This window comes from Massiliimicrobium timonense, from assembly GCF_042850985.1.
GTDB lineage: Bacteria > Bacillota_I > Bacilli_A > Erysipelotrichales > Coprobacillaceae > Allocoprobacillus.
The window spans coordinates 2,067,941-2,090,004 of the sequence record NZ_AP031415.1 but is presented as its reverse complement, the minus strand read 5'-3'; the positions used below and the strand labels follow the sequence as shown (position 1 = coordinate 2,090,004).

Here is a 22,064-nt window from a genome sequence, read left to right as displayed (position 1 = left end):
AGGAAAGTGGGGATTTTTATGGAAGAAGTAAAAACGTTCAAATATAGAATCAATACTGCAACAATTATTTTTTTAGCAGCATTAGTTTTTTATACATTATTTACTGCATTTACACAAGATTTACAAACAGTTCTTATTATTGGGATCTTTACTATTCTTTGCTTTGTCGTTTTCATTGGTATGCGTCCATATAAATATTCAATTGAAAAAAAGGAATTAACAATTCATTATGCTTTATGGAAAAACAGTCATGTTGATTTAATGCATTGTGAAACTATTTGTGATCCTGTTCCAAGATGGGCAGATTTAGTGACAAGACCACATGCTATTGAAATTTATACTGATACAAAGAAAAGGTATTGTTTCTTCCCTAAAGAAAGAGTGGAATTCGTACATGAAGTCGTAAAAGCAAATAAAAGAATCCATTGTACGGTTAAAGAGTATACAGATGTATATCGTATTTTGGAAAAGAAAGATCGTAAAGAAAGACGTAAAGCAGAAAAGAAAGCTGCAAAAGAAGCACGATCTCAAAAATAAATTCTATATAAGAGCAATAGGGATTTTGATATTAAATGTCGAATCCTTTTTTTATTGGTTTTACTATCATGAATTAGTAAATATGATCTCTCATTTTTAAATTATGTTATCTATTTATAATTTATAGAGATAATGTGTTTTAAAGGATTTAATGTATAAGTTAAAATTATGTAAAGAGTTATCTGTCAAAATGAATGGAATGTTAAAATCATTTAAAAGTATAATTAAATATTATTTGTATTATAAATTTAACGATTCTTAATGAAGAATAATGCTTTGAGTATTATGTAAAGAATGACAAAAGAGAAAGGATAGTATATCATAATGCTTACAATGAGCAAATATTGTGCTATATTTGTCTTAGAAAAAGTTGTTTTAACTTTTTTGTCTAAATAAGAAGTAAAATGAAGTATTTATTGCGTATATATATAATAGAGGGACATTTCTTGGATTGTTTTATGACTCCTTAAATATTGATGTTGTTGTTAACTATAAAAATCAAAAAAGGAAAAAATAATGGAAAAGAAACCTGTAAAAATTGTTACAATTGGTGGAGGAAGTAGCTATACACCAGAATTAATGGAAGGATTCATTAAAAGATACAATGAACTTCCAATTAAAGAAGTTTGGTTAGTTGATATTGAAGATGGAAAAGAAAAACTTGAAATCGTTGGAGCAATGGCTCAACGTATGTGGGATGCTTCACCATATGATGTCAAAGTGCATCTCACTTTAGACCGTAGAGAAGCATTAAAAGATGCAGACTTTGTGACGACTCAATTTAGAGTTGGACTATTAAATGCACGTGTCAAAGATGAAAGAATTCCATTTTCATATGGCATGTTAGGTCAGGAAACAAATGGAGCTGGAGGAATTCCAGCTAATATTCATGATATTCCATTCTTTAAAGAACAGCTCGATACAATGCAAATGATTCCATGTGGATATCATAGATATTATTATCGTCAAGAAGAAATGTTGAAACATGGACTTGAAGAATACAATACAATTGGAAAAAGAGCATAACAGGTCAAACAAACTGAAGAAGAATTGTTTGAATTATATAAAAATCCTGATTTAGATCATAAACCAGAACAATTAGCAAAACGTGGCGGAGCACATTATAATGATGCGGCCTGTGAAACAATTGCATCTATCTATGCGAATAAAAACACACATATTGTTGTCACAACAAGAAACAATGGAGCAGTCCCTGATTTACCAGCTGAAGCAGCTGTAGAAGTTTCTTCATTCATTGGAGCTACAGGAGCAAGAGCAATTGCCTTTGGACCATTACATCCTGCTCAAAGAGGATGGTTACAATGCATGAAAAATATGGAATGGTGTGTAGAAGAAGCTGCAGTTACAGGTGACTATGGAAAAGCATTACAGGCATTTATTTTAAATCCACAGATTCCATCAGGAGCCACAGCAAAAAGAGTATTAGATGAATTATTACTTGCCCATAAAAAATATTTACCACAATTTGCAGATAAGATTGCCGAGCTTGAAGCAGAAGGTGTAACAATCAAAGATGATGTTGCAAGAGAATTAACTGAACAAGGATTATAATCATAATAAAAGACAGTAGGAGTCAAATCTTACTGTTTTTTATTGAAATAAATAATATTTTAAAAACAAAGTTAGAATATTGAAATTTTATTTTAATAAGTGTATGATTTTTTTTGAGGTGATGATGATGTATGCAATTGGAATCATGTCGGGTACATCTATGGATGGAATTGATACTGTTTTAGTGGATATTGATGGGTTTGGCATGGAAACAAAGATGAAAGTTATAGGTTATCATGAGTATCCTATGCCAATAGATATGAAAGAGAAAATTAAAAAACATGTGATGAAAAGAATTCTTGTGTTGATGAGATATGTAGTTTGAATTTTGAATTGGGGTATTTGTTTGTTGAGGCTGTGAGAATTTTGCTTAAAAAATATGATGTAGCACAAAAAGATATTTCTTTTATTGCGACACATGGTCAAACTATCTACCATATTCCTTTTTTGAAAAATCAATTAATACCATCCACACTACAGATAGGAGAACCAGCTGTGTTGGCATATGAGTTGAATACCACAGTGGTTTCTAATTTTAGGGTCATGGATATGGCTGCAGGTGGACAAGGGGCACCATTAGTACCTTATAGTGAATATTTGTTATATAGTGAACCATGCAAGAATATTGCCTTGCAAAATATTGGTGGTATTGGCAATGTGACATTGTTAGTGGGACAAGATATTGATGCGATTCAGGCTTTCGATACGGGACCAGGTAATATGATGATTAATGAAGCGTGTCGTCAGCTTTATCGTTTAGAATATGATGATCAAGGAAAAATTGCAGCCAAGGGACATACTATAGATGGACTTTTGAATATGTTGATGAAGCATCCTTATATGTCAAAAAAGCCACCAAAATCTACTGGTAGAGAAGATTTTGGAGAAAATTATGTTCAACAGCTTTTACATCATTATAAGTATGAAAAAGCAGAAGATATTATAGCAACATTGACTTATTTTACGGCAAAATCTATAGCGTATCATTATCAACGTGATATTTTGCCAAATTATCCTTTAGATAAAGTTGTAATTGGTGGCGGTGGTAGTCATAACTTGACATTAATGAATATGATTCGTCAAGAATTATCACCTGTGAAAGTTTACACACAAGATGAAATGGGCTATTCAAGTGATGCAAAGGAAGCCATCGCATTTGTGATTATGGGAAATGAAACATTGCATCACCATTTTTCTAATGTAAAAAGTGCCACTGGCGCAAAAGACTATGTCGTATTAGGAAATATCACACCTAAACCTAGATAATTTCTAGTAATTTTCTTTTTTGATTGATATAATAAATATTAGGTGATGATATTGTGAATTGTTTAGTACAGATAAGGGAAGCTCAAAAAAGTTATACAACAACAGAGAAAATAATTGCTGAATATATTTTGGAACATGCTCATGATATATTAAATGATTCAGCACAGGAGTTGGGGAAGAAAACACAGACTTCTGCAGCTGCAGTTATCCGTTTTTCTAAAAAACTAGGTTATAAAGGATTTAGTGATTTAAAAATCAGTTTAGCAGGATCTCAACAAAATGAAGAAGAAAATATTGATGCTGTTTTAGAGGAAACAGATGATCTTTCAACATTGATTCATAAATGTTGTCAATTGAATATTTCAACTGTTCAAAAAACATATCAGATGATTAATGAAAAGAATTTACAAAAAGCTATTGAATATATTATCAATGCTCAAACTGTCTATTTATTTGGAGTAGGTAGTTCTGCCATTGTGGCTTATGATTTTTCACAAAAACTAATTAGAATAGGTAAGAAAGCTATCTACAACTCAGATATTCATGTTCAAATGACATTTGCAGAAAGCATGAGTCCAAATGATGTGGCTGTTTTTATTAGTTACTCTGGAATGACAACAGGATTAACAGGAATGGCTAAAAAGCTTAAGTCCGATGGTATACCATGTATTTCTATTACACAGAATTCTAAGAATATTGTAGCGAAAAATTCAACTGTTAATCTTTTTGTACCTCTAGAAGAGAAAGAAATTAGAATTGGAGCAATTTCGTCAAGAACAGCTTCTTTAGTTATGACGGATCTTTTATACTATGGTGTTTATAAGAACGATTTACAAGATAATAAAGATAAGCTTTTAGAAACAAAAGATCTTGTTTCTAGATTGTTGAAATAAAAATTAATAAGTATTATATTCAAATAAAAGTCTAAGGGTATTCTTTAATGATAAAAAGAGTACCTTTTTTGATGTTAGAAAATATTTAGTGGGATGATTTTTAATTGGTTAGTTTGTGAGCAAAGATATATCATGTTTCTTATAGGAGAATATTTTAATAATGATATAATAATTTTGGAAGGAGAGGGGAGAATAAATGAAATTAAATGCCTTGGATACAGAACAGATAAATAAAGAATCTTTACATATTGATGAAATGGATACGTTAGATATTTTGAAAGTCATCAATAATGAAGATCAAAAAGTTGCTATAGCAGTAAAAGACGTCTTACCTAAAATTGCAGAAGCTGTAGATTGTATCTATGAGAAGATGAGTTGTGGTGGCAGATTGATTTACATAGGTGCGGGAACATCAGGAAGATTAGGAATTTTAGATGCTTCTGAGTGTCCTCCAACATATGGAGTCGAACCTACTCTTGTCCAGGGATTGATCGCAGGTGGAAAAGAGGCATTAACAACAGCTATTGAAGGTGCTGAGGATTCACAAGAGCTGGCCATTCTTGATTTGAAATCAATCGAACTCAATGAAAATGATGTTGTTTGTGGAATTGCTTCATCTGGAAGAACACCATATGTTATAGGTGGATTAATTTATGCAAAACAAAAAGGGTGTTCAACAATCTCGATATGTTGTGTTCATCAAGGGGAGCTTTCGCAATATGCTGATTATCCAATTGAAGTTATTGTAGGACCGGAAGTTGTTACAGGTTCAACAAGAATGAAATCTGGTACAGCACAGAAGCTGGTTTTAAATATGCTTTCAACAACATCGATGATTAAGATGGGAAAAGTATATGGGAATTTAATGGTTGATGTTCAACCAACAAATGAGAAATTAAGATTAAGAGCTATTAATATTGTTCATCAAGCAATCGATATCCCGGAAGAAGATGCAAAAAAATTATTGAAGGAAAGTCATTATAATGTAAAAGTTGCTATTCTTAGGGGATTGACAGGAAAAACAGAAGAAGAATGTTTAGAAGCTTTAAAAAATAATAATGAAAATATTAGCTTTGCAGTCAAACATCTTAAATAAAGGAGTCTATAAAATGAGAAAATATGTGGTTAAGGATGCAAATAATAAAAAATATAAAAATGTTTTTGGTGTAACTGATTATGATATACCTATGTTTGGATTTAAAAGTGCAATATTTATTACTGCTATGACACTTTTATCGTTGATTATTTGCATTAATGTATGTGTTGCGTTGCATATTGATTATCGTTTACCAAATGCAATTATTACTGGAATTGTATGTGGGTTTAGTGTAGCTTTTTCACAGTTTTTTATTGAAACGAAAAAAGGAATTTGTAAAGATTTTTTGATTGTAGGATGTTTATTTGGTTGTGTTGCTTTTTTCATTATTTTATTATTTAAATAATTAGGAGGATTAAAATGTTTGAGAAAATTTCGAAATTGATCGAAGGTCGTTTAGCAGGACCTTTGGAAAAATTATCAAATCAAAGACATTTAAGAGCGATTCGTGATGGTATCATTGCGACATTACCATTAATTATTGTAAGTTCATTATTGATGGTTATTGCATTTTCTTATAATCAAATGCCAGAATCATGGGGTATTAGACAAGTAATTCAAGATAATGCCGTAGCTATTTTGTTGCCATATAGAATGTCAATGTATATTATGACATTATATGCTGTTTTTGGTATTGGGTATTCATTAGCTAAATCATATGATTTAGATGGATTAAGTGGAGCTATTTTAGCTGAATTAACTTTCTTATTAACTATTGTACCTGTTTCAATACCTGATGTTACTGAATCTATTTCAGCTTTAGCAGAAACAAATGCAGAATTAAGTACATTCCTTAGTGCTTTGCCATCAGGATATGTTATACCAGCAGAATACTTAGGATCAGCTGGAATGTTTATTGGTATCATCTCAGCTTTTATTGGTGTAGAAATTTATCGTTTTACACAAGTCAAAGGATTTAAGATTACGATGCCTGCTGCTGTACCACCAGCTGTTGCTCGTTCATTTGAATCATTAACACCAACAATTATAATTATTTTAGGTGTTTCAACAATCACTATGTGGTTGGGAATAAATGTACATCAATTAGTTGGTAATTTGATTAAACCATTAATTAGTGTTACAGATACATTACCATCTACGTTGTTAATTATTTTCTTAATTATGTTCTTCTGGTCTTTTGGAATTCATGGGGATTCAGTTGTCAGTTCATTGGCAAGACCAATTTGGTTGATTTTATTAGATCAAAATACAGCTGCTGTTGCATCAGGTGGAGTCGCTACACATATTGGTGTAGAACCATTTTTACAATGGTTTGTACATATTGGAGGGTCAGGAGCTACTTTAGGTTTAGCAATCTTATTCTGTGTAAAAGCAAAATCTAAATATGGAAAAACATTAGGAAGAACAACAATTTTACCATCAATATTTAATATTAATGAACCTATGATTTTTGGTGCTCCAATAGTATTAAATCCAATGTTATTAATACCATTTATTGTAACACCTCTTATTTTGGCAACAATTGCTTGGATAGCAACTGCTATGAATTTAGTGAATTGTGCAGTTACTATTGCTCCATGGACATTACCAGGACCTATTGGTGCTTATTTGGCTTGTGGTGGTGATTGGAGAGCTGCAGTATTGAATGTCATATTAATTATTATTTCAATTATTATTTATTATCCATTCTTTAAAATGTATGATAACGAATTATTAGCAGAAGAAAAAGAAGCACCAGCAGAATAGAGAAGAAGGATTTTCCTTTTTCTCTTTATCTTTAATAATGTATAGGAGAGAAATATGAAATATATAGGAATAGATGGTGGCGGAACAAAGACCAAATTTTCTCTATTTAATGAAGAGGGAAAAAAAGAAAAAGATGTATTAAAACCGACAGTTCATATTTTAAATCAATCTGAGGAGAAATGTGTTCAATATTTAAAGGAAGGCGTAAATGAATTGGATCCAGACCAAAATTGTTATGTAGTTGCAGGATTGGCTGGATATGGACAACAAAAAGAATTACGTGATAAAATTCAGAATGTCTGCAATCGTGCATTTGGTAAAAGACAATTTTCTTTATATAATGATGTCGAAATTGCTGTTCAAGGTGCATTAAATGGAGAAGATGGAATTGTAGTCATTGCTGGAACAGGATCTATTGCTCTTTCGAATATTAATCATAAATTTAAAAGATGCGGGGGCTGGGGATATCAATTAGGAGATGAAGGAAGTGCATTTTGGATTGTAAAAAAAATGTTATCTGTTTATTGTCGACAAATTGATGGACGCTTAGAAAAAACACAATTATATGATATTCTCAAAAAAGAATGTCGTTTGATAAATGATTATGACATAATCACATTTATGAATAACTTAAATAATGATCGTAGTTCTATCGCTTCGTTAGCTTATATAGCAGCAATGGCTGCTGATTGTGGAGATCCACATGTATTACAAATATATCAAGAAGCCGCTTATGAAATTAGTTTGCTTATCAGAACGTTAGCAAAAGAATTCAGTTCTCCCTTTAAGGTTTCTTATATAGGAGGAGTATTTAATGCTGGACACTATATATTAAATCCTTTAAAAGAACAATTAAAATTTTTACCTTGTGAACTTATATCTCCTATTCATTCACCAGAATATGGCGCATTTATGCTTGGAAAAATAGACAATTATAAAGAAAAGAGGAAATAAAATGGTAAAGAAAATTTTATGGGGAGGTGCAACTTCTTCAAGTCAATATGAAGGTGCTTATAAAGAAGGAGGTAAGGGTTTAGATACTCAAGATTGTCGTCCTTATCTTCCTAGAACAGAACAAGCAACAACAAAAACACGTTTATTAAGTTATGAAACTATAGAAAAATCAAAACAATGCCAAGGTGTTGGAAATTATCCTTTTCGTATGGGAAGTGATGGATATCATCATATAAAAGAAGATATAGCACTTATTAAAGAATTAGGATTAGATATTTATAGATTTTCAATTTCATGGGCAAGAATATTTCCTAATGGAGATGAAGAAGAAGCAAATGAAGAAGGATTGAAATTCTATGATGGAATTATTAAGTCGTTAAAAGAAAGTGGAATAAAAATCTTTTTGACAATGAATCATTATGCTGTTCCATTACATTTGGTAGAAAAGTATGGTGGTTGGACGAATAGAAAAATGGTTGATTTTTATTTTAAATTTGCTAAAACAATTATGAATCGTTGGAAAGATGATATTGATTTTTGGCTTCCTTTTAATGAAATAAATGCAGGATATTTTAGTCCTTATAATGGTGTTGGCTTGGTGAAGGAAGAAAACAAACCATATGATCAATCACTTGTTTTCCAATCATTACATCATCAATTCTTAGCGAGTGCCAAAACAATTGAGTATGGTAAAAAAATTGTTAAAGGACAATTTGGGTGTATGATTTCTTGTTTCTGCTATTATCCGTTGACTGCTAAGCCTGAAGATAATATGAAACTTGTTCATGATGAAAATGTCAATCAATGGTTTTGCTCAGATGTATTAGCTAGAGGATATTATCCTTACTATATGAAACGTTTTTTTAAAGAAAGAAATATTCATGTTCATATGGAACCTGAAGATGAAGAATTACTATTAAACAATACATGTGACTTTGTTTCATTCTCATATTATTCTTCAAGTGTGGTAACAATAGAAGAAGCACCTCAAACTGCTGGTAATTTAGTTGTAACAACAAAAAATCCTTACTTAAAAGCTACAGATTGGGGTTGGCAAATTGATCCTATTGGTATGAGAATTACTTTAAATAAAGTATATGATCGTTATCAAAAACCAGTTATGGTATCTGAAAATGGTTTGGGTACACATGATGTTTTAGAAAAGGATTTTACTGTGCATGATACTTATCGTATTGAGTATTTGAAACAACACTTTAATCAAATTTTAGAAGCAGTTGAAGATGGTGTGGATGTATTAGCATACTGCATGTGGGGAATTATTGATATTGTGTCAGCAGGAAGTTGTGAAATGGAAAAAAGATACGGTGTCGTATATGTAGATGCTGATAACGAAGGAAATGGAGATTATAGCCGATATAAAAAAGATAGTTTTTATTGGTATAAGACGTTTATTGAAAATCATTAATAAATATATTGAATAGAATAATAATTTTCAAAATAGTTATTGAATATTATGTTGTTATGTTCTATGAATAACAAGGATTATATGCTTCAATGATTTTGTTGACAAGAAGTGTATTTAACATTATTAATATTTATAAAATGTTAAGCTATATCACATGAACCGCCCCTGTCAAGTAGACAGGTGAAATAATTAAAAATGTTTTTGATGAAGTTGCCGAGGAGACAACTTCATTTTTCTTTATGCAGCTAATGTTGTATTACTTGTATAATGTTCTTGTTTATATTTTATGATTCTTTTATTTTCTAATATTGGATATTGATTTGGTGTTTGTAATGATAGTGCTTCTCTTCTCACTTCATATGGTGTCTTTACTCCAAATCTTCTTTGATATCTTTCATACATGTAATAATGAATCCAATCATCAATAGCCTTAATAAGTTCGTCCTTTGTGTTGTAATGTTTTCCATAATAATACATCTCACATTTCATGATTCCCCAAAAGCCTTCCATTGGTCCATTATCTATGCAGCAGTGAACTCTTGACATGCTTTGTGTCATTCCCTGCTCTTTAAGGATATTTACAAAGGCTGGACTTGTGTATTGATATCCTCCATCCGAATGACATAAAGGATGTGCATCTTTATTAGCTTGAATTGCTTTATCAAATGTATTAAAAACAAGAATATTATTATTGTGATTACCAACTTCATAACTGACGACTGTTCTATCATAGAGATCAAGAAATGCACTCAAATAAAGCTTATATTCATTATGTGGGCCATATTTGAATTCTGTGACATCAGTTACCCATTTTTCATTTGGTCTTGATGCATTGAAATCTCTATTAAGATTATTCTTAGCTGTGTTGTTATTTTTTCTAACTGTACAACTTCTTCGTTTAGGTCGAATGATGCTTTGAATACCTAATGTCCTCATGATCTTATAGATACGTTTGTCACTATAATGTCTATGATGATCTCTATTTATTCTATCAGCCATCATTCTATAACCTAATAATCCGTTATATTTTTTATGATATTCTTTGATCAGCTCAGCTATCTCTTCATTTTCCTTGTCTACAATACTCTTTTCATGATGAAGCCATTTATAATAGTTTGCACGTTTGACATCAAGTATTCTACACATAAGTGATATATTTGGTGTGTTTCCTTTATCTACTTCTTCTTCGCTAATTTCTTTGATTGCTTCATATTCTTCTTCATATTTGCTTTCTCTGTATATCGCCTTCTTTCTATCTCGTCCAATTTTTTTAACATTCTTACCTCCAATAGTGCCATTTCAAGTTCATATTCCTTTTGTTTGAGCTGTCGTTTTAATAAAGTCATTTCATCAACTTCTTCATCAGCTTTATGATGTCCACGTCTATCACCTAAACCATCTTCGCCTTTTTCCTTATACTTCTTGACCCAATTAAAGACATTAGCGTAAGTTGTTTCAAATACCTTAGCTGTTGTCTTATAGTCCAAATCATGTTCAAGACAATACTTTACAATTTCAATACGTTCTTCTTTATTTACTTTTCTGCTTTTCGCCATATAGATATCTTCTCCTCCAGGAATGTAATCCTTCAATTCCATATGACTATTATAATCTTTTATCCACTTTATGATAGTGCTATTAGAAGAAATATTATATTTTATTGCCAGATCATCTAATGAACCTTCGCCGTTTAAATAAGCATCTACAACCATCCGTTTAAATGTTTTAGTATATGCATTATTTGATTTTAAATCATCAAAAGCTGATTCACCAAAAGCATTGTATTTTTTAACCCATCTATAAACAACCATATTATTTGTGCCGATTTCATCAGCTAATGAATAAGTAGAACCTTCACCATTCAAATAACGTTTACATATTTCTATTTTTAGTTCTTTAGAATATTTGCTTTTTCTTCCCAATATAAAAACCTCCCGTATCAGTGTTTAATTATTTACACTGTCTACTAGGAGGTTATCATATCAACATCAGATATAGCTTTTTTAACATGTACGATATGTATTTTTAATATTTTTACAATATCTTGTTCATTTTCAATATCAAAAATATGTACTGTCAGATTATTTAGCTGTTGTGTGTTGCTTGATTGGATTTGGTTAACTGTCTCGTTAGATAATTGGTCAAGCTTTTGTGTCAGTAGTTTCATAAGTGTTGTGATGATACCTTCACTCTTGATCAGATTTTGATTGTCCTTGATAAGGAGAGAAGCATCAAAGAGGATGACATTAAGTTAGTCTACAAGATGGTCAAAGTGATAAAAATAATGCTTAATGCGAATATCAAACAGATTATCAAAATGAATCATAAAAATATCCTTCTCAATTATATATACGCAAAAAGAAGAGAAATTTCTTTTTATGATACAACTTTCAATCATATTACAACATAATGTTTTCTGTAAGCATATTTTTGGGTGTGAATAGTTTATAAATACAGCATAGGAAATCATATGATTTCAATTTCTTTTTATATGAATTATGTTAAAATAGAATGGTAAGGTGAGGTGATGACATGATTACACCAAAACATGTGGTTAAAAAGATTAAAGGAGATTATAGATTAATTGTTATTAGTGATATTCATGGACATTTAGATAGATTTAAGGCTTTATTGAAAAAAGTGAGATATACACCTGATGATTACCTTGTTATTCTAGGGGATTTTGTAGAAAAAGGAGACCAGGTTATTGATACCATTCATTTTATTGAAGAACTTGCACAAAGAGAGCGTGTTTTTATATTAATGGGAAATTGTGAGTGGGCATTAGATGCTTTGTTGACGGTGCCAGAACTAGCCAATCAGATTCCAGGATATCTGAAACGTGTTTCCAGCAATGGTTGTATACGTGAAGTCTATCATCGTCTACATTTAGATAATGGACATGAAACAATGTTAGGAGTTCAAAAACAAATTGCTGATTATCTGCATGATGAATTGGCTTTTATCTCTCATTTACCGGTAACTCTCAAATGGAATCAGTTTTTGTTTGTTCATGCGGGAGTTGAAAAGAGAAAAGATTACAAAAAGAGTTCTTTATCTTCATTGTTAGAGATGAAATATTTTTATCATCAAGGTCATCTTTTAGATGAAGTGGTTGTTGTGGGACATTTACCAACATCTAATTACTATCCAGATCAAATATGTAATGATGTGATCATTGATGAAGATAAACGTATCATTTGTGTTGATGGAGGAACAGGTGTCAAGTCTATCTCACAGCTCAATGCTCTTATCATTGAATCGCAAGACGGTGTCATTCATTATTCACAGGATTATGTTCAACCTTTACCTTGTCATGAAGTTTTATATGATATTGATTCTATCAATAAAACAAAACATAAAATAGCATATCCTTATTTTGAAGTAGAAATCATTAAACATGGAGAACAATTTAATGATTGTTATCAAAAAGATACAAATCAATACTTGAAAATTAAAAATGAATTTTTATATTCAAGAGAAAATCATACATATTGTTTAGATGATTATACTGATTACTTTATTTCAGCTAAAAAAGGCGATCTGGTGAAAGTTGTTGGTATTTATGATCAATATGCCTATGTGATTCATCAAGGAGAAGTGGGATGGATTGAATTGAAGTGTATAAATCTGTAAAGTTGGTTCATACTTATATGGGTGATAAAAATGAATGAAGAAACATGTATTGAAGAATTATTGAATGGTTTAAATATGGGACTGGTAGCTATTGATCATTTGATTGATAAAATTGAAAATACACAATTGAGAGATATTGTTTTACATCAAAGGAAAGCTTATGGTGATTTGAAAAATAAGTTGACACGTGATTTTGCTTTGGCTGAAGACCATATTAAAAACAAAATCATGTTGGAGTCTATGATTGAAATGAAAACATTGATGAGTGATGATCATAAAATTGTGAAAATGTTAATAGAAGGAAGCAATCAGTCGGTTATGACAATGACACATTTATTAAACAAAGAAAAGCATGTTGATTTAAAGGTGAAACAATATATTGATGAATTTGAAGATATTTCTCAAAAATATATTGATGAATTAAAACCATTTCTTTAAGATAAACTGTAATGTTGAATCATTGCAGTTTTTTCATTTGAGAAGAAATACATTTATTTCATTATGAATGTACGTTATAATATGGAGTATAAAGAAAGAAGGGGAAATATGATTGAGATATGTCATCTGACCAAAGATTATGGAAATCATAGAGGTGTATTTGATATGAGTTTCCAGATTCATAAAGGGGAAATATTGGGAATTTTAGGTCCAAATGGAAGTGGGAAAACAACTATCATTAGGCATTTGATGGGATTTATCAAACCAGATCAGGGAACTGTTCAAATTCAAGGAAAAGATTGTTTTCAAGAGGCTGCTTTTATTCAACAAAATGTGGGTTACTTACCCGGTGAGATTGCTTTTATGGATGATATGACAGGAATGAATTTTATTCATTTGATTGCTAAACTTAAAGGTATTCATGATTTAAGTTATGCTCATTGGCTAATTAATTTTTTAGAACTCAATGCACAAGGGCAAATCAAAAGAATGTCTAAAGGAATGAAACAAAAAATAGGCTTAGTCATTGCATTGATGCATGATCCAGCTATTTTGATTTTAGATGAACCTACGAGTGGATTAGATCCTTTGATGCAAATGAAATTTATAGAATTAATGAAGAAAGCAAAACAACAAGGAAAAACGGTTTTTATGTCTTCTCATATTTTTGAGGAAATAGAAAATGTATGTAATCGCGTTGTGATTATTAAAGAAGGTCAAGTTGTGGCAATTGAAGATATGGAACATTTAAAGCATCATCGTTATAAGCATTATGAGATACAATTTCATTCTCTATTAGAAATGGAAAAGTTTATGTATCAACATCCTGATGCTAAAAGACATCAGCAAACTGTTTCATTACTTGTCAAAGGAAGTCCCGACCAATTGATTAAAGAATTATCAAGTTATACGATTGATGATTTTAATGTACAACCACAATCATTAGAAGAAATCTTTTTACAATATTATGGAGAGTGATGAAAATGTCCGGTGTTTTATATCGAAAAGAATTACGTACAAATTTTCCATTAATCTTTCTTTTTCTCATGATTATCACTATGTATGCCACTATTATCATTTCTATGTATGATCCAAATATGAATAGCAGTTTACAGGTTTTAGCTAAGTCAATGCCAGAAATATTTGCGGCTTTTGGAATGATGAATGTGTCATCTTCATTGATAGACTTTATTACGAATTATTTATATGGCTTTTTGCTTATTATTTTTCCGTTTTTATTAAATGTGATACTGTGTTATCGTTTGATGGGAAAATATATTGATCATGGTTCAATGGCTTATCTATTATCTACACCGATAGGTCGAAGAAAAATTGTTATGACACAATATCTTGTTTTATTGACAGCTATGTTGATTGTTGTTATGTATACTTTTGTATTAATTGTTTTGTTGTCATTTTTGATGGTGAGTGAAGAAAGTTTAGACATCATTCATTTTTTATATGTCAATATAGGATTGTTAGCTCTGCAATATTTTTTAGGAAGTTTATGTTATTTATCAGCGTTGATATTTAATGAAGCCAGACTTTCTATAGGTATAGGTGCAGGTATTAATATTCTTTTTATCATGATCTGGATGTTGTCACAAGTTGGTGATCAACTGGAAATTCTGCATTATTTGACACCATTATCATTGTTTGATCCACAACTGTTATCCACTGGTGATGGTCAATCATGGCTTTATATATTTGTTTTATTGCTGTGTTCTGGGATTGTTATTGTTTTAGGACAGTGGATATTTCAAAAACGTGATTTACCATTATAGGCATATGAGTTGTGCCTACAATGGTTTTTTTATATAATAATCAAAAAGGTGGGATTGAAATGAAAGTATTAATGATTGGTGGAAGCTATTTTTTAGGACGTCTTTGTACCATGCATTTTTCAAAACAATGGGACTGCACACTTATCAATCGTGGTCATTATTCAATGAAAGATTATCATGTGACTGAATATTTTTTTGATCGTCATGATATGAAGGCATGGCAGCAGCTTCCTTATGAAGAATATGATGCTGTGATTGATTTTTGTGCTTATCAATCAGGTGATATACAAACGGTCATAAAAGCTTTGAATGGACGTATTCATCATTATGTATTTATCAGTACAGTTGATGTTTACAAGCGTCAAACAGGTGTTTGTAAAACAGAGAATCATCCATTAGAAACACGTCAATTTGAAGGTGATGCAGGGGCTTATATTACAGGTAAAGTTCAACTTGAACAAGAATTGGTGCATTTATCAAAAGAGTATCAAATACCTTATACTATTTTAAGACCAGGTCAAATTTATGGACCTTTTAACTATGCACCTAGAGAGTCTTTATTGATTGAAAGAGTCGTGAAAGGTTTACCATTGTTTTCATTACATGATGCCACATTGCCTTTTCAAATGGTTTATGTGGAAGATGTTGTGAACGCTATTGAAAAAGTTGTTGAAAAAAGAGCTTATAATGAAATATATAATGTTGTCAATGAAGAAGAAGTGACTTATTCAATGATGAATCAAATTCTTCTAACATGTCAGCCAGACTTAAAAATAGAAAATCATTCTATTGAAGAAGCGATTCAGCTTCATTATCCACTTCCATTCCCTTTGTTTTTAGAAGAAATGGAATATTATAATGGTCAAAAAATTGCCAAGCAGCTCCATCTTCAATATACACCATTAAAAAGAGGTCTTAGAAAAACATATCAGGCTTTCTATCCTGTTTATAGTTCCAATGAAAAAAGATGAGTTGAGGCTCATCTTTTACATATCTTGAATAATTTGTTTGACAAGTTTAACAAGATTCACTTCTGCCTGATCAGCAGCTTCCATCACTTCTTGATGATTGAGTTCACTCTGACCTAAACCGGCAGCTTTATTTGTGACAAGTGAAATACCAAGTGTTGTCATACCTGAATGTCTGGCAACAATAGCTTCAGGAACTGTTGACATACCCACCATGTCTGCTCCTATTGCTTTTAATGCACGAATTTCAGCTGGTGTTTCAAACATTGGACCTTTAAAGAAACAATAAACGCCTTCTTTAAGAGAAACATTTGTTTTCTTTGCAGCATTTTTAGCAATTTCCTGTAATTGTTTTGAATAGACTTCTGTCATATCTTTAAAGCGAGGACCAAATTCATCTAAATTAGGACCACGTAATGGGCTAGGAGCCATAAATCCAATATGATCAGAAATTAAAGTAATCTGACCGGGATTGAGATCATCTCTAATTCCCCCACAGGCATTTGTGACAAATAAATAAGGAATACCAAGTTTCGCAAATACACGAATAGGTAGCGTTACAATGTCCATATCATGTCCTTCATAATAATGAAAACGTCCCTTCATGGCACACACTGTTTTATTGGCAATTGTTCCAATATAAAGTTTTCCTTCATGACCGGGAATTGTAGAAACAGGGAAATGGGGAATATCCTGATAATCAATGATTATAGGATTTTCAATTTCATCAGCTAGTGGTCCTAAACCTGATCCTAAGATAATCGCAATATCAATTTTTCCATCATAGCGTGAATGAATATATTCATAAGCTTCATTAATTTTTGTATACATAGTCTTCCTCCTCAAATCCTATTATAAACAAACTTTCTATGAAAAAAAAGACCTTTCGGTCTTTAATCAGCATTTAAAATAGATGCTTGTGTATATGTTCTTTGAGCCAGTTCGTTATTTAATGAATAAAGTGATTTAGGATCATGCCCAAATAATTCAAATTGAGAAAGTAAATCAGAGGCATTCTTTTCTTCTTCACCTTGTTCAGAAACATACCAGTCTAAAAACTTCATTGTACGATAGTCTTTGATTTCATGTGCTGCATCATAGATGTTATGGATAAGGCTTGTGACATATTGTTCATGTTCTAAACCATATTTTAATGGATCATCAAGATGTTTTAATTCTTTATCTGGTTTATCAATAGCTTGAAGTGTGACTTGATAATCATTATCTTGTAGATATTGTAGAATACCAATCGCATGGTCCATTTCTTCTTTGGCTTGGATATTATACCAGTTAGCATAACCATTCAATCCTTTGTAAGCATAGAAATTTGCAAAATCTAAATATAAATAAGCAGAATACATTTCTTTGTTAATTTGATCATTTAGTAAATCAGCAACTTTTTGATTCAACATTTTTTATTCCTCCTTACGTAGTTATTATATACCTGAATATTGATAAAAACAATGTCTATGGTGGGATATTGTAGACTTTATGAGTAATATTTTGGTAAAATAATAAAAAGAAGGTGAGATTATGGGTTTTCCAGAAAATTTTTCTTTGAAATCTATTGAATTGAATGAAAAAAGGGTTATTAGAGATGCGATACATGATTATATTCATGTTGATCATTTAATTATTTGGCGTTTGATTAATTCTCAAGAAATGCAACGTTTACGTAGAATTAAACAATTAGGTGGAACTTATCAAGTTTTTCAAAGTGCTGAACATTCACGTTTTGTTCATTCTTTAGGGGTTTATCAAGTTGTTCGACGTATGTTGGAAACAGAATGTTTAAGCAATGCTTTAAATGATTATGATAAACTTTGTGTGATGTGTGCAGGATTATTACATGATATTGGACATGGTCCCTTTTCTCATTCTTTCGAGGGTGTTTTTGGTGGAAATCATGAAGATATGACAGTGAAAATGATTTTAGAAGACAGTGAGGTTCATCATATTCTATCCTCTTTTTATGAAAAACTTCCCCAAGATGTTGCTTCCATTATTCAGCATACACATCCTCACCATATTTTAATCCAAATGGTTTCAAGTCAGCTGGATGCTGATCGTATGGACTATTTGCTAAGAGATTCTTATATGAGTGGTACAACTTATGGACACTTTGATATGTCACGTATTTTACGAACAATGCGTATTCGAGATGGTAAAATTGTTTATAAAGAATCTGGGGTTCAAGCTATTGAAAATTATATTCTTGCCAGATATCACATGTATTGGCAGGTTTATTATCATCCAACAGCACGTAGTTATGAACATCTTCTACAATGTGTTTTTCAAAGAGTTAAAGATATATATCGAGAGGGTTATGATTTTCAAACACAGCTTGACTATCTTATTCCAATGTTGGAAAATCGTGTTCAGGTGCAAGATTTTGTTGATTTAGATGAAGCTGTTGTCTTGTATTATTTTAAAGAATTTAGACATGAAAAAGATTTTATTTTGAGTGATTTAGCATCACGATTTTTAAATCGTCATTTGTTTAAATATATGCAACTCAAAAATCTTGATGATTTAAAACGGATAAAAGATATTGCTAAAGATAAGGGGTATCATCCAGATTATTATATTGTTAGTGATAATCAAAAACAGATTCCTTATTTACATTATGGAGAAAGTGGAGAATTAAGTGAAATTGAGATTTTGGATAGTGAAGGATCTCTTTCTCCTTTACCTATGAAATCAGAGATTGTGTCCGCTATTTTGAATTCTAAACGTTTTAAATCAGATCAAAAAGTATTTTTTCCAAAGGAGATAAAAGATGAATTATCAATTTTTTAATGTGCTTCCTGTAGAAGCAAAAATGATTAGAGAACAGGTTTTTGTTGAAGAACAAGGCTTTCAAAATGAATTTGATGATATTGATGCAAGAAGTTGGCATTTAGTGATTTATGATTATCATACGCCTATTGGCTGTGCACGTATGTATGATGAAAATGGTGTTGTGATTTTTGGTAGAATTGCAGTGATTAAAGAAAAAAGGCATAAGCATCTTGGAAGTTATATACTTCACGAATTAGAAAAGAAAGCCAGAGAACTGGGATATTTAGAAGCAATGCTTTCAGCTCAAGTCAATGCGAAAGCGTTTTATGAAAAGAATGGGTATGTTGCTTATGGTGAAGAATATCTTGATGAATTTTGTCCTCATATTCATATGAAAAAAATTTTATAAATAATGAATGATTCTGTTGTGTTCAATCGTATTGATAATGAATAGGAGGGAAACAGAATGAAGAAAATCGTTGTTTTGATATTATTGGTTGTTATTGTATTGGGAGTTAAAATGAGTTATACTTACGCCTCATCACAAGAAAGAACACATTTTGATACAAACATACAGGATTGTCTTGATAGTCAGGAAACAAATGCTTACCATTCAGCACAATGTTATTATATTGATGAAAACGGTGAAGGTATTTGTGATCATTATCAAAACTCTGACTGTCATATGATAGAACATCATGATCAGCATCATCAACAGGCTCATCATTATGGAAGACATCATTAGTCATGAAGGCAGGTATGTATGCGTAGTGAAGATGAAATCAATCATGCTGTTGATGTCTATGGTGATACAGTTAAGAGAATTTGTATGCTGCATTTAAAAAATTGGGCTGACACGGAAGATATATTTCAAAATGTTTTTTTAAAATATGCTTTGACTCGAAAAAGATTTGAAAGTACTGAACATGAAAAAGCATGGATTATTCGTGTCACAATCAATCAATGTCACGATTTATTAAAGAGTTTTTTTAAAAGTAAAACACAATCTCTAGAGACTCTTAAAAATTTACCAGAAAGATCACCTGATTTTATAAACGAAGTTTTAGAAGCTGTTCTACAATTACCAGTTAAATACAAAGATGTTGTCTACTTATACTATTATGAAGGATATGAAGCTCATGATATTGCGAAGCTATTGCATAAAAATGTGAATACAGTTTATACATTGCTTAATCGTGCAAGGTGTATGTTAAAAAAGGTATTAGGAGATGATGAAGATGAATAATTCTATAAAGGATGCTTTTAATTCTATTCATGCACAAGAATCTCTTAAAGATAAAACGAAAGTTTATGTTAAACATACATTACATCGTAGGCATAAAAGACGTTTTCAATATGTGATGGCAGGAGCACTTGTATTGATTCTTTGTTTAGTGATTGGAGGATACAAGGCGTATTATACACCGGTTGCAGCACTGAGTTTAGATATGGATTCTTCCATTGAATTGGAATTAAACATTTTTAATCGTGTCATAAATATGAAAGAGTATAATCGTCATGATAATAAAAACGATTTTTATTCTATACATCATATGAATTATATTGAGGCTATACAAACAATTCTTTCATATGAAAATATTTCTGCAGATGATTTAGAATTAACTGTTTATTGTCAATCTACAGGTCAATCGAAAACACTTCAAAATGATTTGATATCACAAATTTCTATCTTAAAAAATCGTATTTATCATACTGCCAATCATGATGAGATCAAAACAGCTCATCGATTAGGTGTTTCTTTTGGAAAGTATCGTGCCTATCTATCTTTGCTGGAAGTTGATCCAGAAACAACAGTTGAAGATATAGAAGATTTATCAATGAGTGAAATACATGATTGTTTACAAGAAAAATCACGACAGCACCATCAAAATCATCATGGGTATAGTCATCAATAAAAGTATTAGAGAATATAGCACAATATTTACAATAAGCAAATATTGTGCTATATTTGTCTTAGAAAAAGATTTTTTAACTTTTTTGTCTAAATAAGAAGTAAAATGAAGTATTTAATGCGTATATATATAATAGAGGAACATTTCTTGGATTGTTTTATGACTCCTTAAATATTGATGTTGTTGTTAACTATAAAAATCAAAAAGGAGGAACAATCAATGAATGAGAAATATCTAGAAGTATTAAATAAATTAAGACCTATTGATGATACATTCATGAGAATGATATTCAGGGATCATCAATGTGTTGAATTGTTGATGAAGCTCATCTTTGGTGAACAGTTTTCACTCAAGAGATTCGAAACGCAGGAAGACCATAAGCAAGTAGGCAGTCGATCGGTAGAATTGGATATTGTTGTCTATACGCATGAAGGAGCAGTCATAGGTATAGAGGTTGAAAAAAGCAAAGACAATGCTTCACCTATAAGGGCAAGATATCATGCCAGTATATTGGATTGTGATTTGTCCTATCCAGGAGAGAAATGGAGTCATTTTCCAGAGATGTATGTTGTTTTTATATGTGAAGAAGATGTGTTAAAAAATGGTAAAATGCTAGACCATATACAAAGATATCGGGAAGATGGTAATGTCTTTGGAGATAAGTTACATATCATTTATTTGAATGCATCAATGCAAGATGAAACAGCATTAGGGAAGTTAATGCATGATATGTTGTGTAGTAATCCAAATGACATGTATTATGAAGTTTTAAGAAAAAGAGTCAGTTATTTTAAAAAGCAAGAAGGAGGAAAGAAGACTATGTGTGAAGCGTTAGAAGAATTAGTGAATGAAGCAAAAAATGAAGGAGAAATCAAGAAATTAATGAAATTACTGTTAAAGAAATTTCCAAACAAAAACTTTGAATGGGTGAAAGAGTGTAATAAGACACAATTAGAAAAGATTGATGATTATATCTTTTTGAATATAAGCTACAATGATTTCTATAAATTAGTTCATTCATGACTATCAAAGGGACTTTGAATCCCTTTGATATAATAAATAATCGTTCCTTAATATTGAAGATGAAATCAAC

Annotated in this window: 23 protein-coding genes and 2 pseudogenes; 20 read left to right on the top strand and 5 right to left on the bottom strand. The window is 31.0% G+C overall.

Translation table 11 applies throughout. The features are described from left to right. Window positions 1-18 precede the first annotated feature (18 nt). The 9 genes and pseudogenes from ACGHJ8_RS10895 (at window position 19) to ACGHJ8_RS10855 (ending at window position 9,451) form a co-directional block, all read left to right on the top strand. A complete protein-coding gene (locus ACGHJ8_RS10895) occupies window positions 19-537 on the top strand; it encodes a hypothetical protein (protein WP_087360078.1) in 519 nt (172 codons plus the stop codon). Window positions 538-1,053: 516 nt separating this feature from the next. Next, window positions 1,054-2,109: pseudogene (locus ACGHJ8_RS10890) on the top strand (6-phospho-beta-glucosidase). Window positions 2,110-2,212: 103 nt separating this feature from the next. After that, window positions 2,213-3,375, top strand: a pseudogene (anmK, locus tag ACGHJ8_RS10885) (anhydro-N-acetylmuramic acid kinase AnmK). A gap of 53 nt (window positions 3,376-3,428) precedes the next feature. After that, window positions 3,429-4,268: a MurR/RpiR family transcriptional regulator gene (locus tag ACGHJ8_RS10880; RefSeq protein WP_211963379.1), complete on the top strand. Its 840-nt coding sequence runs from the start codon at window positions 3,429-3,431 to the stop codon at window positions 4,266-4,268. Between the two features lie 196 nt (window positions 4,269-4,464). Further along, a complete protein-coding gene (gene murQ / locus ACGHJ8_RS10875) occupies window positions 4,465-5,364 on the top strand; it encodes an N-acetylmuramic acid 6-phosphate etherase (RefSeq protein ID WP_211963394.1) in 900 nt (299 codons plus the stop codon). A 13-nt stretch (window positions 5,365-5,377) separates the two neighbouring features. Beyond that, a complete protein-coding gene (locus ACGHJ8_RS10870; RefSeq protein WP_087360069.1) occupies window positions 5,378-5,710 on the top strand; it encodes a hypothetical protein in 333 nt (110 codons plus the stop codon). 14 nt (window positions 5,711-5,724) lie between these two features. Next, window positions 5,725-7,071, top strand: a complete 1,347-nt coding sequence (locus tag ACGHJ8_RS10865; protein ID WP_087360066.1) for a PTS sugar transporter subunit IIC — start codon at window positions 5,725-5,727, stop codon at window positions 7,069-7,071. Between the two features lie 54 nt (window positions 7,072-7,125). After that, window positions 7,126-8,025, top strand: coding sequence for an N-acetylglucosamine kinase (locus ACGHJ8_RS10860; protein WP_087360063.1), 900 nt, complete (start codon window positions 7,126-7,128; stop codon window positions 8,023-8,025). 1 nt (window position 8,026) lies between these two features. Beyond that, complete coding sequence (locus ACGHJ8_RS10855; protein ID WP_087360059.1) at window positions 8,027-9,451, top strand: glycoside hydrolase family 1 protein; 1,425 nt, start codon at window positions 8,027-8,029, stop codon at window positions 9,449-9,451. A gap of 237 nt (window positions 9,452-9,688) precedes the next feature. Here the strand turns inward: ACGHJ8_RS10855 and ACGHJ8_RS10850 are convergent, their stop codons facing one another. From ACGHJ8_RS10850 to ACGHJ8_RS10840, 3 genes are read right to left on the bottom strand one after another with little or no spacing between them, the layout of a single operon-like run. Continuing rightward, a complete protein-coding gene (locus tag ACGHJ8_RS10850) occupies window positions 9,689-10,606 on the bottom strand; it encodes an IS3 family transposase (RefSeq protein ID WP_390542415.1) in 918 nt (305 codons plus the stop codon). Between the two features lie 20 nt (window positions 10,607-10,626). Further along, on the bottom strand, window positions 10,627-11,373 hold the full coding sequence (locus ACGHJ8_RS10845) for a helix-turn-helix domain-containing protein (RefSeq protein WP_211962179.1): 747 nt from the start codon (window positions 11,371-11,373) through the stop codon (window positions 10,627-10,629). Window positions 11,374-11,417: 44 nt separating this feature from the next. Beyond that, a complete protein-coding gene (locus ACGHJ8_RS10840) occupies window positions 11,418-11,630 on the bottom strand; it encodes a DUF4351 domain-containing protein (protein WP_390542448.1) in 213 nt (70 codons plus the stop codon). A 353-nt stretch (window positions 11,631-11,983) separates the two neighbouring features. On the opposite strand from ACGHJ8_RS10840, the gene ACGHJ8_RS10835 reads away from it, so the two are divergent. The 5 genes from ACGHJ8_RS10835 (at window position 11,984) to ACGHJ8_RS10815 (ending at window position 16,280) form a co-directional block, all read left to right on the top strand. Continuing rightward, a complete protein-coding gene (locus tag ACGHJ8_RS10835) occupies window positions 11,984-13,087 on the top strand; it encodes a metallophosphoesterase (protein ID WP_087360232.1) in 1,104 nt (367 codons plus the stop codon). 30 nt (window positions 13,088-13,117) lie between these two features. Then, window positions 13,118-13,525: a hypothetical protein gene (locus ACGHJ8_RS10830; RefSeq protein WP_087360235.1), complete on the top strand. Its 408-nt coding sequence runs from the start codon at window positions 13,118-13,120 to the stop codon at window positions 13,523-13,525. An 81-nt stretch (window positions 13,526-13,606) separates the two neighbouring features. Then, entirely contained in the window at window positions 13,607-14,503 is an 897-nt protein-coding gene (locus ACGHJ8_RS10825; protein WP_211965523.1) for an ABC transporter ATP-binding protein, read from the top strand. A gap of 5 nt (window positions 14,504-14,508) precedes the next feature. Further along, a complete protein-coding gene (locus tag ACGHJ8_RS10820) occupies window positions 14,509-15,309 on the top strand; it encodes an ABC transporter permease subunit (RefSeq protein WP_205089996.1) in 801 nt (266 codons plus the stop codon). 59 nt (window positions 15,310-15,368) lie between these two features. Then, entirely contained in the window at window positions 15,369-16,280 is a 912-nt protein-coding gene (locus ACGHJ8_RS10815; RefSeq protein WP_390540345.1) for an NAD-dependent epimerase/dehydratase family protein, read from the top strand. 15 nt (window positions 16,281-16,295) lie between these two features. Here the strand turns inward: ACGHJ8_RS10815 and ACGHJ8_RS10810 are convergent, their stop codons facing one another. Both ACGHJ8_RS10810 and ACGHJ8_RS10805 read right to left on the bottom strand, forming a co-directional pair. Then, the gene (locus tag ACGHJ8_RS10810; protein WP_205089998.1) at window positions 16,296-17,108 is read right to left on the bottom strand and encodes a purine-nucleoside phosphorylase; all 813 of its coding nucleotides are present in this window, start codon (window positions 17,106-17,108) and stop codon (window positions 16,296-16,298) included. Window positions 17,109-17,170: 62 nt separating this feature from the next. Then, window positions 17,171-17,689 (bottom strand): ferritin, encoded by a 519-nt coding sequence (locus ACGHJ8_RS10805; protein WP_205089999.1) that lies wholly within the window; start codon window positions 17,687-17,689, stop codon window positions 17,171-17,173. 121 nt (window positions 17,690-17,810) lie between these two features. On the opposite strand from ACGHJ8_RS10805, the gene ACGHJ8_RS10800 reads away from it, so the two are divergent. The 6 genes from ACGHJ8_RS10800 (at window position 17,811) to ACGHJ8_RS10775 (ending at window position 21,994) form a co-directional block, all read left to right on the top strand. Beyond that, on the top strand, window positions 17,811-19,076 hold the full coding sequence (locus ACGHJ8_RS10800; protein WP_211963402.1) for an HD domain-containing protein: 1,266 nt from the start codon (window positions 17,811-17,813) through the stop codon (window positions 19,074-19,076). Further along, on the top strand, window positions 19,057-19,467 hold the full coding sequence (locus tag ACGHJ8_RS10795) for a GNAT family N-acetyltransferase (protein WP_211963404.1): 411 nt from the start codon (window positions 19,057-19,059) through the stop codon (window positions 19,465-19,467). The genes ACGHJ8_RS10800 and ACGHJ8_RS10795 overlap by 20 nt, the downstream gene beginning before the upstream one ends. Before the next feature lie 57 nt (window positions 19,468-19,524). Next, the gene (locus ACGHJ8_RS10790) at window positions 19,525-19,803 is read left to right on the top strand and encodes a hypothetical protein (RefSeq protein ID WP_390540342.1); all 279 of its coding nucleotides are present in this window, start codon (window positions 19,525-19,527) and stop codon (window positions 19,801-19,803) included. An 18-nt stretch (window positions 19,804-19,821) separates the two neighbouring features. After that, window positions 19,822-20,304 carry an RNA polymerase sigma factor gene (locus tag ACGHJ8_RS10785; protein ID WP_390540340.1) on the top strand — a complete coding sequence of 161 codons (483 nt, stop codon included), beginning with the start codon at window positions 19,822-19,824 and terminating at the stop codon, window positions 20,302-20,304. Continuing rightward, on the top strand, window positions 20,297-20,974 hold the full coding sequence (locus ACGHJ8_RS10780) for a hypothetical protein (protein WP_390540338.1): 678 nt from the start codon (window positions 20,297-20,299) through the stop codon (window positions 20,972-20,974). Before ACGHJ8_RS10785 ends, ACGHJ8_RS10780 begins: the two co-directional genes overlap by 8 nt. 216 nt (window positions 20,975-21,190) lie before the next feature. Continuing rightward, window positions 21,191-21,994 carry a PD-(D/E)XK nuclease family transposase gene (locus ACGHJ8_RS10775; protein ID WP_390540336.1) on the top strand — a complete coding sequence of 268 codons (804 nt, stop codon included), beginning with the start codon at window positions 21,191-21,193 and terminating at the stop codon, window positions 21,992-21,994. The last annotated feature ends 70 nt before the right edge of the window (window positions 21,995-22,064 follow it).